This window comes from Halalkalibacter nanhaiisediminis, from assembly GCF_007830185.1.
Taxonomy (GTDB): domain Bacteria; phylum Bacillota; class Bacilli; order Bacillales; family Bacillaceae_D; genus Halalkalibacter; species Halalkalibacter nanhaiisediminis.
Window position 1 is genome coordinate 94,483 of record NZ_VLKZ01000001.1, and the last position, 13,164, is coordinate 107,646.

11 protein-coding genes are annotated in these 13,164 nt (G+C 38.6%); 9 read left to right on the forward strand and 2 right to left on the reverse strand.

Annotation, left to right across the window (positions count from 1 at the left end; all coding sequences use genetic code 11):
• Positions 1 to 197: 197 nt before the first annotated feature.
• Genes IQ10_RS00450 through IQ10_RS00460 form a run of 3 tightly spaced genes read left to right on the forward strand, consistent with a single transcriptional unit; the run spans position 198 to position 3,686 of the window.
• The gene (locus IQ10_RS00450; protein WP_144448513.1) at positions 198 to 1,625 is read left to right on the forward strand and encodes an aldehyde dehydrogenase family protein; all 1,428 of its coding nucleotides are present in this window, start codon (positions 198 to 200) and stop codon (positions 1,623 to 1,625) included.
• A 13-nt stretch (positions 1,626 to 1,638) separates the two neighbouring features.
• On the forward strand, positions 1,639 to 2,487 hold the full coding sequence (ahlS, locus tag IQ10_RS00455; protein WP_144448514.1) for an AhlS family quorum-quenching N-acyl homoserine lactonase: 849 nt from the start codon (positions 1,639 to 1,641) through the stop codon (positions 2,485 to 2,487).
• A 17-nt stretch (positions 2,488 to 2,504) separates the two neighbouring features.
• Entirely contained in the window at positions 2,505 to 3,686 is a 1,182-nt protein-coding gene (locus IQ10_RS00460) for an iron-containing alcohol dehydrogenase (RefSeq protein WP_144448515.1), read from the forward strand.
• A 101-nt stretch (positions 3,687 to 3,787) separates the two neighbouring features.
• Here the strand turns inward: IQ10_RS00460 and IQ10_RS00465 are convergent, their stop codons facing one another.
• The gene (locus IQ10_RS00465; RefSeq protein WP_158639945.1) at positions 3,788 to 5,776 is read right to left on the reverse strand and encodes a methyl-accepting chemotaxis protein; all 1,989 of its coding nucleotides are present in this window, start codon (positions 5,774 to 5,776) and stop codon (positions 3,788 to 3,790) included.
• A gap of 364 nt (positions 5,777 to 6,140) precedes the next feature.
• On the opposite strand from IQ10_RS00465, the gene IQ10_RS00470 reads away from it, so the two are divergent.
• The 6 genes from IQ10_RS00470 to IQ10_RS00495 all read left to right on the forward strand — a co-directional run bounded on the left by IQ10_RS00470 (position 6,141) and on the right by IQ10_RS00495 (position 10,566).
• On the forward strand, positions 6,141 to 6,284 hold the full coding sequence (locus IQ10_RS00470) for a paeninodin family lasso peptide (protein WP_158639946.1): 144 nt from the start codon (positions 6,141 to 6,143) through the stop codon (positions 6,282 to 6,284).
• Between the two features lie 111 nt (positions 6,285 to 6,395).
• The gene (locus IQ10_RS00475) at positions 6,396 to 7,022 is read left to right on the forward strand and encodes a hypothetical protein (protein ID WP_144448518.1); all 627 of its coding nucleotides are present in this window, start codon (positions 6,396 to 6,398) and stop codon (positions 7,020 to 7,022) included.
• 105 nt (positions 7,023 to 7,127) lie between these two features.
• Positions 7,128 to 7,712 (forward strand): TetR/AcrR family transcriptional regulator, encoded by a 585-nt coding sequence (locus IQ10_RS00480; RefSeq protein ID WP_144448519.1) that lies wholly within the window; start codon positions 7,128 to 7,130, stop codon positions 7,710 to 7,712.
• Between the two features lie 77 nt (positions 7,713 to 7,789).
• The gene (locus IQ10_RS00485) at positions 7,790 to 8,686 is read left to right on the forward strand and encodes a cation diffusion facilitator family transporter (RefSeq protein ID WP_144448520.1); all 897 of its coding nucleotides are present in this window, start codon (positions 7,790 to 7,792) and stop codon (positions 8,684 to 8,686) included.
• Positions 8,687 to 8,774: 88 nt separating this feature from the next.
• A complete protein-coding gene (locus IQ10_RS00490; RefSeq protein ID WP_144448923.1) occupies positions 8,775 to 9,596 on the forward strand; it encodes a histidinol-phosphatase in 822 nt (273 codons plus the stop codon).
• 91 nt (positions 9,597 to 9,687) lie between these two features.
• Positions 9,688 to 10,566, forward strand: coding sequence for an aldose 1-epimerase family protein (locus tag IQ10_RS00495; RefSeq protein WP_144448521.1), 879 nt, complete (start codon positions 9,688 to 9,690; stop codon positions 10,564 to 10,566).
• Between the two features lie 433 nt (positions 10,567 to 10,999).
• Here IQ10_RS00495 and IQ10_RS00500 read toward each other — a convergent pair whose 3' ends face one another.
• Positions 11,000 to 12,973 carry a methyl-accepting chemotaxis protein gene (locus tag IQ10_RS00500; protein ID WP_144448522.1) on the reverse strand — a complete coding sequence of 658 codons (1,974 nt, stop codon included), beginning with the start codon at positions 12,971 to 12,973 and terminating at the stop codon, positions 11,000 to 11,002.
• Between the last annotated feature and the right edge of the window lie 191 nt (positions 12,974 to 13,164).

The window sequence follows — 13,164 nt, forward strand, 5'->3', positions numbered from 1 at the left end:
CTATAAATTATGGTGAAAATATTCAATGGTTGGTGAAATTTTTCACCGACAATGAAAACCTATTGTATCAACAATCGCATCTCTTATGGTGAATTTTATCACCATAATAAAATTTGTACAAATGAAAATCTTTTGTAAAATAACGCTTTCAAAGTTGGCACAGTTCTTGCAAGTATAAACGTGAAAGGAGGTTCGGAATGGAAACAAAAAGTTTATTTATTAATGGTAAAGGGGAAACAAAACAAAGAACCTATGCGCTTCACTCTCCTTATAGTGGAGAAGTAATCGCTAATATTAGTATGGCAGATAAGGCAGATGTTAAAAAAGCCATTGAAGGTGCACAACAAGCCTATAAAACAATGAAAGAAATGCCTGCCTACAAACGCTCAGACATTTTACTTAAGGTTGTCTCAATCCTTCAAGAAAGAAGGGAGGAGTTAGCTCGCGTTGTGGCACTTGAGGCTGGTAAGCCAATTCGCACAGCAAGAGGAGAAATCGATCGTACGATTGCTACCTACCAATTCGCTGCAGAAGAGGCAAAAAGAATTTACGGGGAAACCATTCCAATGGATGCCGCTCCTGGTGGGGAAAACCGCCTAGGATTTACATGGAGAGAACCATTAGGTGTTGTCGTGGCCATTAGTCCGTTTAATTTTCCGTTTAATCTAGTCGCTCATAAATTGGGACCAGCCTTTGCTGCTGGAAACACAGTTGTCTTAAAGCCAGCTGAACAAACGCCTTTAAGTGCCTATCTAATCGCTGAAATCTTTCAGCAGGCAGGACTGCCAGATGGCGCACTTCAAGTCATCACAGGAAGTGGAAGAGAGCTCAGTGATGCTCTTATCACAGATGAAAGAGTTAAAAAAGTAACGTTCACAGGAAGTGCTGGAGTAGGTAAGATCATTAAAGAAAAGGCTGGCTTGCGAAAAGTGACGTTAGAGCTTGGTTCGAACTCAGGCTTAATTGTTGAGCCAGACGTTCCCTTGGAAAAAATTATTCCAAGATGCGTAGAAGGAGCCTTTGCTTTTGCTGGTCAGGTGTGTATTTCCTTACAAAGAATTTATGTTCATGAATCTGTTTATGAGGAATTTAGTAAGCTTTTTATTGAACAGGCAAAGCAACTAAAAATCGGTGATCCACTAGAGGAAACAACTGATATTAGTGCAATGATTAATCCGAAAGAAATGGAGCGAATTGAGTCATGGGTCGAGGAAGCATTGGAACAGGGTGCTACGATTGGCTTAGGCGGCACACGTGATGGCTCAGTCTTCACGCCTACTGTATTACTGAATGTGACAAATAATATGGCTGTTTCTTGCCAAGAAACATTTGCTCCAGTCGTGTCGATCGTTCCATATAAAGAGTTAGACGAAGCAATCGATATGGTTAACGATTCAATATATGGGCTAAATGTAGCAATCTATACTCAAAATATCATCAATGCCATGAATGCAGCCAAAAAGCTTGAATCAGGTGGCGTCATCATTAATGATATTCCAACATTTAGACTTGATCACATGCCTTATGGCGGAGTCAAAGATAGTGGTTATGGACGTGAAGGGATCAAATATGCAGTTGAAGAAATGACGGAATTAAAATTCGTTACCATAAAAACAGCATTTTAGGAGGAATAACAATATGACAAATATTATTAAACCTAATCCGAAGCTTTATGTCATGGATAATGGCCAACTAAGTATGGATAAAAACTGGATGATTGCAATGCATAATCCTGCGACAATCGATAATCCGAATGCACAAACCGAATTCGTTAAATTTCCTGTTTATACAGTATTGATCGATCATCCAGCAGGTAAAATCTTGTTTGATACAGCTTGTAATCCTAACTCTATGGGACCAGAAGGACGTTGGGGCAAAGCAACTCAACAAATGTTTCCAATCGATATGCCAGAGGAATGCTATCTTCATAATCGTTTAGAAGAGTTAAATGTAAGACCAGAAGACATTAAATTTGTTGTAGCATCTCATCTTCACCTTGACCACGCTGGATGCTTAGAGATGTTTACAAATGCGACAATCATTGTGCATGAGGATGAATTGAACGGAGCACTTCAATCATATGCCCGCAATCAAAAAGAGGGCGCATACATTTGGGCTGACATTGATGCTTGGATCAAAAATAACCTTCAATGGCAAACAGTGAAGCGTAGTGAAGATAATCTTGAATTAGCAGAAGGCATTAAAGTCCTTAATTTCGGAAGTGGACATGCTTGGGGGATGCTAGGTCTTCATATTAATATGCCAGAAACAGGTGGAATTATTCTTGCTTCGGATGCGATCTATACCGCTGAAAGCTTCGGGCCACCAATTAAGCCACCTGGTATTATCTATGATTCTCTTGGCTACTCCAATGCTGTTGAAAAAATACGTAGATTAGCCAATCAAACGAACTCCCAAGTCTGGTTTGGTCATGATGCTGAGCAGTTTAAAACATTCCGTAAATCAACTGAAGGATATTACGAGTAAGGTTAGGGGGTAAATCTATGAGTGTGTCAAAGTTAGTTTTCGCCCCGTTAAGCTATACAGGATGGGGCTCTTTAAAGGAATTGTTACCTGAAGTTAAAAAATATGCACCAAAGAAAATTCTTGTCGTGACAGATCCGATGTTAGCAAAAATTGGACTAACGGATCGCGTAACGGGTCCGCTTGAAGAGGAAGGTTATTCCGTTACTGTATACACAGATGTCGTTCCTGAACCACCTTTGGAAACGGGTGAGAAGCTTGTATCCTTTACGCGTAAAGGTCAGTTTGAAATGGTTATCGGTGTTGGTGGTGGAAGCGCTCTTGATTTAGCAAAACTAGCAGCTGTTTTGGCTGTGCATGAGGGACCTGCTGTTGACTACTTAAACTTAACAGGTACGAAAAATGTAGAGAAGAAGGGATTACCTAAAATCCTTATTCCGACTACATCTGGAACGGGTTCAGAGGTGACCAATATTTCTGTCCTGTCCTTAGAGACAACAAAAGATGTCGTCACACATGATTATCTTTTAGCTGATGTGGCAATTGTTGATCCAGAATTAACCGTTTCTGTTCCTGCAAAAGTAACGGCGGCAACGGGAATTGATGCATTGACTCATGCTGTAGAAGCATACATTTCAGTGAATGCTAGTCCAACGACAGATGGCTTAGCGCTTCAAGCAATTCGTTTAATTGGACGTTCACTTCGAAAGGCAGTAGAGGACGGTAGTGACAAGCAAGCTCGTATTGATATGAGTAATGGTAGTTATCTAGCTGGACTAGCTTTCTTTAATGCTGGAGTAGCTGGTGTTCATGCATTAGCCTACCCACTAGGTGGACAATTTCATATCTCTCATGGGGAGTCAAACGCGGTTCTATTGCCATATGTAATGGGCTATATTCGTAAGAGCTGCGCAAAGAGAATGGCAGATATGTTGAATGCCCTAGGTGGAAATTCAACCTACTTATCTGAAGAAGAAGCCTCATATAAATGTGTGGAGGAACTAGAGAGACTAGTGAAAGATGTTGGTATTCCGTCTACTTTAGCTGGATTCGATATACCAGAATCAGCTTTAGAGAGCTTAACACAAGATGGAGTCAAGCAAAAGAGAATCTTAGCTAGAAGTCCATTGCCTTTATTAGAAGACGACATTCGAAAAATCTATCAATCTGCTTTTGATGGGGCAGTTGTAGAACCTAAATAGATCAAGATATAGAAAAACACCACTCATCCCTAGCATGAGTGGTGTTTTGGTTTTTGAAAAGGATCTGCCCAAATACGAAAATTAAATCTTGATTGTCTTTATTACACCTTAAATTGTCGCACCAAGTCATTTAACTGATTGGACATGTCAGACAATGAGCTAGCTGCTTCATTAATCCCATTGATAATGACGAGCTGTTCCTCAGAAGCCATTGTTACTTGTTCAGCGCTATCGGCAGCAACTTGTGACGTGCTAGCAATTTCTTGAACGGATGCTGCGACTTCCTCAGTACCTGCTGACATTTCTTCTGCTACTGCTGACATATCCTCAATCTTGACGGTCACTTCTTCAATCGAGCGTAAAATTTCATTGAATTTTGCTCCAACTTCATTTATTCGCTCAATTCCATTATTCACATCTTCGGAACTTGCTGTTATAGAAGTCACTGACTTTTCAGTATTACTTTGAATTTTTCCAATTAACCCTTTAATTTGATTAGCTGAGTTCGATGTTTGATCAGCAAGCTTACGGATTTCATCAGCAACAACAGAGAATCCTTTTCCTGCTTCACCCGCTCTTGCTGCTTCAATTGCCGCATTTAATGCTAATAGATTTGTTTGTTCAGATATATCAGTAATAACGGTAATAATTTGGCCAATCTCCTTAGAATCATTATCTAACAACTCAATGGTCGATTTCGTTTCCTTTGTTCCATTTTGGATAAAGGTCATTTGTTCAATAGCTGATTGGACTGACTTGTAACCCTCATTCGCGTTTTCATTCATCATCGTAGAGGATGAAGATATAACAGCGGCTGATTCGGCAATCTGTTGAACACCTTGCGAAAGTTCTTCCATTGCTCTAGCACTTTCACTGGAGCTTTGCACTTGAACCGCAGCACCACCTGCAACCTCACGAATCGCGGCATTTACTTCATTGGCCATTTCAGATGTTCTTTTAGCACTATCATTTAACGTATCAGCAGAGCTTAATACTTGTTCAGAACTATTTACAACTTGAGTAATCATATCCTTCATACGATCTGAAATTTGATTGAATACACGTGCTAATGTGCCTACTTCATCTTTTCTCTTTAGAAGGTTTTCAGGAACAGAGTGAGTAAAATCATTGTTACTCATATATTCGCCAAGCTGAACAACTGTGATGATAGGCTTAATAATGCTACGAGCAATGAACCAGACAATCGTTAAACCAATTACTAGTACAATAACAATAGCTGTCATCATAAATGCCTGGAGACTTTGCAATGGTGCTAAAACTTCCTCTTCAGCTACTCCTACGCCAATTGTCCAATCTGTACCTGCAACCGAAGAAAAGCCAAGGTATTGAGCCTCACCCTCAAAGTTATATGGATGAACTCCTTGCTCTTGCTCTGTCATTAAAACCATTGTATCTGCAAGATCAGCAAGACCAGTGTTAGTTTCAGCCATTTCGATATAATTCGTCTGGTTTTGTACAAGCTCACGATCACGGTTAGCGACCATCGCGCCGCTAGAATTAATCATAAATGCATAGCCCGTATCACCGTATGTGATATCTTCAATCATCGCACTTAAAAAGCCAGCATCCATTCGAGCAACTAAAGCACCTACTACTTCACCACGACTTTCAATTGGGGCAGTAATCATGACCACTGGTTCATTCGTAGCTCTACTAATGATGACATCAGAGACATTCGATACGCCTTGAAATGCTTGCTGAACGTAATCACGATCACCAAGATCTAGTACGTTTTCATCTAAATATGTAGCTGTTCCATCAGGAGTTACGACAGCGAAGGCTAAATAATCCAGTCGTTCGAAATCACTTTCAAGTGCTGGCTTTTGAATAGCCCAATCCATACTAGTTATCGCATTTCTTGAAGCAATTGCATTGATTTCAGCCAAACTAGTTGCTAAACGCTCCTCTACGAGAAAAGAGCTATCATTCGCTTTATTTAAAAGGGAGTATTCTACTTCCTCTGTTAATAGCGTTGAAGAATTTGCATAGGTAATAATACCTAAAGATACACTTACCAAAAGTAATAACGCTCCAAATGATAATAATAGTTTTCTTCCAATACTTTTCAATTTGTGCACTCCTCCTTTTATATAAAAAGTCACTCTCTATTTGTTTCGACATAATATAAGAAATATTAACGAAATAATAGTAAATTTTTAAAATATTTTCTTTTTTACTATGTTAATTGTACCTATTTATTCACAAAATAATGGTAGGAGAAATTTTTCGAACCTATTATAAAAACAAAAGTGAAATTGACAACTTGAAAAAATGGTGATAATATACAATTGTGTTCTTTATAAAGAATAAATGATTATAATTATCTTTATTTAGACACTGTTAATCTAGTTATAATTATTTTTTAAAATACAATCGTTCTTTATTAAGAATAAAACCCTCTTAAAAGGGGGTATGAGAAAGGTGATGAGAAGGGTGAAAAAAGAATGGAAGAAACCAGTCCTAGAAATACTTGATGTTAATATGACAATGAAGTTTTTTGAACATCCCAAAAAGGAAAAGCCGTCTAAGCAACCTGGTGAGGAGAAAGATCCGATAGAAGTCATTATGGAGAGCTAAGAGGTTAATTATTATTTTGGTACTAATTTCAAACTATAACCCTTGTACAAAATCGGTATAAGGGTTATTAAAGTGACTTAAAAATAGGTATGAATAAGGTGGTGATTGAATATGTATGAATTAGTGAAAACACGAAGACAACAAAAAGCTTTCGAGAATATTTGGGAATTTTCTTGTGAAAAACAAGGTTGGCGTAACGATCCATATGCTGAAATGGGGATCAGATACAATCTTTTATTGCCCAAAAAGCATTTGTTACGCAAAAGAAAAGTAATTGGAACGATTGAGTTTATCCCATATGATCCTACTAATCCTCATAGTACAGTAGAAGGGCCTACAAGGTGGGAGTTTTCTAAACATGAGGAGATCATGGCTTATCAAAGTCAGACATGGGAGATCGACAAGCTTTGTATTCATCCTAAGTATCAACGACAAGGATACTTTCCGTTTTTTATGCATGTATTTGCTGAGCATGCTATTTTGCACCAGCCTAAATACTATCTAGCACTTATTGAAAAGAAATTATATCGGATGCTTCGAATTTCATTTGGTTTACGGGTGGAACAAAAAGGAGAGGAGTTTATAGGCCCTGATACGGTTCTGATTCCAATTGTATTTGATATTAATAAAATAATGGAAGATGAAGAGAGAATAAGCAGGGTGCTAGGAATCGAGAGAGCGTTTCGACATGGGAAACAGCAAGATAAAGGATTATTCCACAATCTTTTGAATCGATAAGCAAATAATAATTAATAATATTTGACAGATGTAAATAATTTCTATACACTTTTAATGAATGACAGTCAGTCAGTTATTTGGTGAATCGGTTTGTAGGAGGCGGAAATGAACGAAAAACAAGAAACAAAGTATCAGTTGATTCTTGACGCAGCATTTGAACAGATGAAAGAAAATGGATTTGAAAAAGCATCTGTTTCACAAATTGTGAAACGTGCAGGTGTAGCTCAAGGAACATTTTATTTATATTTTGATTCTAAAAGTGCGATTGTTCCAGCGATTGCTGAACGAATTCTTTGTGAACAGATTGATGTGGTTCGCAATGAAGTGAGGGATGGGGACGATATTTTGTCTATTGTCCGCGTCTTAATCGATCAAACCTTTGCCCTGACGGATAAACACCGTGAAGTGATTAAATTTTGCTATTCTGGAATTGCCTACTATGATTCTTTCCAACGCTGGGAAGATATTTATCGTCCGTATTATGAATGGGTGGAATTGAAGCTGCAAGAAGCAATGGAAAAGAAAGAAATTCCCTCTCTCTCTGTGCTATCCTATCAAGCTAAGCTCATTATCGGTATCATTGAGCAATCTGCTGAAACATATTATTTAGCAAGTGATCCTACAAAGGAAGAGAACGTAGATATTTACAAAGAAGAGCTTTTTCAATTTATTAAAAGAGCACTAAGCTAATGGGAAGGCATTAGCTTCTTCATTACAATAAAAATGACTGACGTTCAGTCATTTGTTAAAAACAAGAGGTGTAACCTATGAGTGAAAAGCAAATATTAACCTTGTCCGTCTATGGTGCGCTTCTTTTTGCGTTAACGGGTGTTGTTTGGGGAGTCGCCATTGAATCGAAAATGATTTTATTTGATGGTGCATATTCCTTTGTTAGTGTCGGACTATCACTACTATCGCTTAGTGGAGCGGCTTATATTCAAAAGCAGGATGAAAAGCGTTTTCCATTTGGAAAGGAAGTAATCGAGCCCATTATTATCATAGTGAAAGCAATTGTTATTTTACTCCTGTGCTTAAGTGCAATTGTCTCAGCAGTCTATGATCTTGCTAATGGAGGAAGTAATGTTCAGCCAGGGTATGCTCTAGGCTATGCGGTGTTTTCAACTGTAGGCTGCTTCGTGGTTGTTATATTCCTATCGAGACAATCAGGAAAAAAACAATCTGGTTTTGTAGAAGCAGAAAAAAAGCAGTGGCTGATGGATACACTATTAAGTGGGGCAGTATTGGTTGGATTTTTAATAGCTACAGTGTTAACTTATACGAATTATGCAGGGGTAGTCGTTTATATCGATCCAGCCATGGTCTTACTTGTCTCGATCTATTGTTTGAAAATGCCGTTAACGATGCTACGAGCAAGCCTTAGAGAGGTGCTCGAGATGTCTCCAGCACCAGCAATACAATCTCGGATTACGAATTTGGTGAAGCAAATCGAGTCAAAGTACAAATTTAAGGAATCCATGATACGAACATCGAAAGTGGGAGAGAAGCTGTATATTGAAATTGACTTTATTTTAGATACGAAATCTGGAGCACAAACGGTTGCAGAGCATGATACGATTCGCGAAGAAATTGCAACCAAAATTGACGATCTCCAGTATACAAAATGGTTAACCATCTCCTTTACTCAAAATCGAAAATGGGCATGATAAGCAGTAAGATTGTATTAGATAAAAAAACATGAGATAGTATTTTAAGAAGTCTGACTTTTTTAGCAGGGGGGTTGGTGATTTGGATATGCAACAGGATTCGTTCGTATTTGATTTTCATACACATCATGATCGTTGTGGCCATGCTGAAGGAAAAGTAGAGGATTATATTCAATCGGCGATCAAACAAGGGATGCACCTTATCGGAATTTCAGATCACACCCCGTATTTTCATAGTGAGCAAGATCAGCTGCGTCCAGGAATCGCGATGGCGAAAAGTGAGCTTGCAAAATACGTAGAGGAAGTCCTCCATCTAAAGGAAAAGTATGCAGATAAGATCACGGTTCTACTCGGAATTGAAAGTGATTATTTCCCTAACCATATCGACGTCTATCGTCAAGAATTATTAAAATATCCGTTTGATTATATGATTGGCTCGGTTCATTTTGTCAATGACATTAGCATCTTTAAAAAGGAGCGCTGGGATGGATTGACTGACGCCGAGAAAGTGAAAACAAAGGAAAGCTATTATCAATTGATAGAAGCATCCGCACGAAGCGGTTTATTTCACATTCTCGGTCATTTAGATGCGATGAAGGGATTTTATCCAGAATTCTCAGCGATTGAAACAGAAGCGGTTAATCAGACCTTAAAAGTGATAGGCGAGCAGGAGCTTGTTATTGAAATTAATACGTCAGGAAAAACGAAGGATTGCGGAGGGTGGTACCCTTCCGAGGAAATGCTTGAAAGAGCACTTTTTTATCAAGTTGGCGTGACGTTTGGTTCTGACGCTCACAAACCTTCAAGGGTAGGGGATGAATTCGAGCAAGTGAAAGTGAAATTAAAAGAAATTGGCTTTAAAGAAATGGCGTATTTTATCAATAAAAAGAGACATCATATGACTATTTAAGGTAAAGGCATGTCTTTTTGTGAAAAACAAAAGTTTTGCGTCAATTGGTTTAAGTATCATTTTGATTGCTGAATGAGTGGGAGATGATGGCATGGTTGTGTTAGAAAATGATGTAGTACGAGTTCAAATAAAGGAGGAGGGAGCGGAAGTAACAGAATTTTTTCATAAGGAAAACCGGCTGGATTTTATGTGGAATGGTGACCCTGCTTATTGGGGAAGGGTCTCGCCAGTTTTGTTTCCGATTGTGGGAAGATTAAAGGATGATCACTATTCGATTGATGGGCAAGACTATACATTAACACAGCACGGCTTTTTAAGGGATTGCACTTTTGAGTTGGTTGAAAAACACGAAACAGCGGCACGATTTCAAATTTCATCGGATGGAAGGTTTCTTGATGTCTATCCTTATGAATTTGAGGTGATGATTGACTATAAGCTAACAGATAGAAAGCTGGAGGTTAGATGGAAGGTCTTGAATAAAGATACGGATACAATGTATTTTTCAATCGGAGCTCATCCTGCTTTTAAGGTGCCATTGCAAGATGGGGAAAATATTTCTGATTACTTTATTAAAATTCAACCATCAAAACAAGAGGTAACAGAGTATTATCTTGATCAGTCTCTTTTACATGTTAAAGGAACAGTAAATGAACTAAGCACGTTCCCTTTATCAGCAGGGATGTTTGCTAATGATGCGTTAATTTACAGCAATATTGATCAAATGACGATTGCTTCGAAAAAGAATCCTCATCAAATTCAGGTTGATTTCAAAGGCTTTCCGTTTGTTGGTATTTGGTCAAAATATAATGAAGATGATAAGAGCATTGCGCCGTTTTTGTGCATTGAACCTTGGTACGGGGTTGCAGATACATATGATACGATTGGGGATTTTAAAACGAAGCTTGGTATTAACCGTTTAGAGCAAGGCGATGTGTTTCAAGCTAGTTATTCGATTACGATCACTTGTTGAACTACCCACCACTTAGCTAAAGCTTGAAGTGGGGGATTCCTACGAACACCAGTGTACCCACCAGTTATAGAGTAGGCTCTACCCGTAGTCCCTACGGTGAAATCTTACCTATCTTGTACGTTGGACTCTCCACACGTCCTACTCTGCTTGGTTTTCGCTACTTCGGTATATGCGGGGCGATTGTTGCTTGGATATTTTACGTGACAAAGCGTTTCTCGTCACAACCTCATATATCCAGTTTTCAAAGAGCAATCTGTACAAGACTATTTTACCATGCAAATAAGTGTTTTGCTAGGCAAAAAAGGCGATTCATCCCCCACTTACTCATTGGGCTTCTCCCTTCACATTCCTTGAAGATGGGGGTTTTCTCGCCTACTTAATGATAAAAAACAGCAGCCTAAGAGTAGTCCCTTGGCTGCTGTTTTTTACTATATTAAGCTTTAAAGTGCTTCAGAAGTTCTTTTAAGTCTTCTGCTAGAGTTTGAAGCTTGACTGCATCTTGAGAAATATGTTCAGCGCTTGCTGATTGCTCCTCGCTTGTTGCACTCACTTCTTCGCTACTTGCAGAAATTTCTTCTGTGACAGCTGAAATGGATTCCATTTGTTCGCTGATTTTTTGGGCGACTTGCTTTAAGTGATGGACGGAGTCATCGACGCCTTTATTTTTCTGATTAATTTGATTCACATCTTTTGCAATATCTTTGAACACTTGTGCGACAACTTTAAATGTCTTTGTGCTATCTTCAACCGTTGTCACACCATCTTGAACAGCGATAACAGCTCGGTTGCTTTCTTCTTGAGTTTCTGAGATAAGCTGGCTAATTTGTTCAACAGATTGAGTCGTTTCATTCGCTAATTTGCGAACCTCATCCGCAACAACGGCAAAGCCTTTTCCTGATTCCCCTGCTCGCGCTGCTTCAATCGAGGCATTTAATGCAAGAAGATTTGTTTGCTCAGCAATCTGTGAAATAATGTCAACTACTTTGCCTATCTCCGATGATTTTTGATCAACTTTTTTAATGAGTTCTGATAAATCATGTACGTTTTGATTCATTTCGCCCATTTTGGCTACGGCCTTATTCACATGCTGATCGCCATTTATCGAGGCTTGTTTGCTAGCCTCTGTTAATTCTTTCACTTCATGAGTATTTGAAGCAATCGTTTCAATTTGAAGAGCGATTTCATTTACTTCTTCACTCACCGTGGTAACGGAAGAAGCGACTTCTGAGCTTCCTGAAGCTACCTGCGAAATACTTTCGGCAACTTGTTCAGATGCCTCACGTGTTTCATCACTTGCCTGAACTAAATAATCTGAGGATGTCGCTAGCTGAGCCGATGTATGTTGAATATTGTTGATCATCTCATTCATCGTATCAGTCATTTTATTAATATCCTTACCGAGTAAAGCAATCTCGTCTTTTCCTTTTAATCTAGCGCGAACGGTGAGATCGCCTTGCTCGATTTGTTCCGTTACATTGCGTAAATCCTTTAAGCGCTTTGTAATACTTTGTGCGAACAAAACAATGACAACGATCGTTAGAATAGCAGCAGCGGCTACAACAATTATAACAATATACGTTAAGCTATTGAGCTGTGTAGTTGCTTCTTCACTTGGAACGGTAATAAAAAGGTTCCAATCTGTAGAAGGAATTTTCTCGTAGAAAGTAAATAGCTCGCCTTCACCTTCTAACACAAATTCAAGCATCTGAGCATTGGACGTTTCAGCGTTATTTTGAGCTTCTGTTAATTCACTCACTCCGAAAGCTTCAATATTTTGCTCGGCAACGTATTCGCTGTTTGGGTGACTAATGATAAGCCCGTCATCTTGAGTAACAAAGGCATAGCCAGTCTCTCCAATCTCAATTCCAGTAACGATTTCATTAAAGGTATCAGTCGTAAATGTACTTGCTCCTAAGCCTATTAGGTTTCCATTTTGATCGTGAAGAGGAACAGCAACGACGAATGAGCTTTCACCAGTGGAACGACTGAAGATCATATCGGAAATACTTATAGAGGCACCGTTCATAATTTCTTGGAAATACTCTCGATCTGATATATTGAATGTTGCTCCTGTCGTCGAAAAGCCATCTCCATTCGTATCCGCAACAAATAGGGCAAGATATTCAGGATATTCTGTCATTTTTTCTTGTAGGAAACTCATTTGAGTGTCCTCATCCATGCTTCTTAAGTCTGAGGATGTGACCATGTTTTGTAGACGCTCGACATGAGTCATGAAGTAATGGTCAATTTCGTTTGTGGACATATCAAGCATTAATAGTGCTTCATCTTGGAACGAGTCTGTCAGTAAATTTTTAGATGTGTTATAAACAATTCCAAAACCAACAAGTAATGTGACTAAAATAAGCGGTAAAAAAGTAAAAAGAAATTTTTGTTTCACAGATTTCACTGATTGGACCTCCTAAAAATATCCATCTAACGTTAAGGAATGCTATTATTGTGATTCGATATGCTCACCTCTACTTTTGTCGCACTCCTTCTATATATCATTGTAACTATTTGACTTAATTGAGAGTACATGAATGCGACAATATTCGCAAATTAAAATAGTATAAATTTAGCAACAATACTGAATGCTTT

Coding starts and splice junctions, on each gene's coding strand:
- IQ10_RS00490 (WP_144448923.1), top strand. CDS start 8,775: ATGCAACAGGATTCGTTCGTATTTGATTTTCATACACATCATGATCGT.
- IQ10_RS00460 (WP_144448515.1), top strand. CDS start 2,505: ATGAGTGTGTCAAAGTTAGTTTTCGCCCCGTTAAGCTATACAGGATGG.
- IQ10_RS00480 (WP_144448519.1), top strand. CDS start 7,128: ATGAACGAAAAACAAGAAACAAAGTATCAGTTGATTCTTGACGCAGCA.
- IQ10_RS00475 (WP_144448518.1), top strand. CDS start 6,396: ATGTATGAATTAGTGAAAACACGAAGACAACAAAAAGCTTTCGAGAAT.
- ahlS (WP_144448514.1), top strand. CDS start 1,639: ATGACAAATATTATTAAACCTAATCCGAAGCTTTATGTCATGGATAAT.
- IQ10_RS00485 (WP_144448520.1), top strand. CDS start 7,790: ATGAGTGAAAAGCAAATATTAACCTTGTCCGTCTATGGTGCGCTTCTT.
- IQ10_RS00450 (WP_144448513.1), top strand. CDS start 198: ATGGAAACAAAAAGTTTATTTATTAATGGTAAAGGGGAAACAAAACAA.
- IQ10_RS00495 (WP_144448521.1), top strand. CDS start 9,688: ATGGTTGTGTTAGAAAATGATGTAGTACGAGTTCAAATAAAGGAGGAG.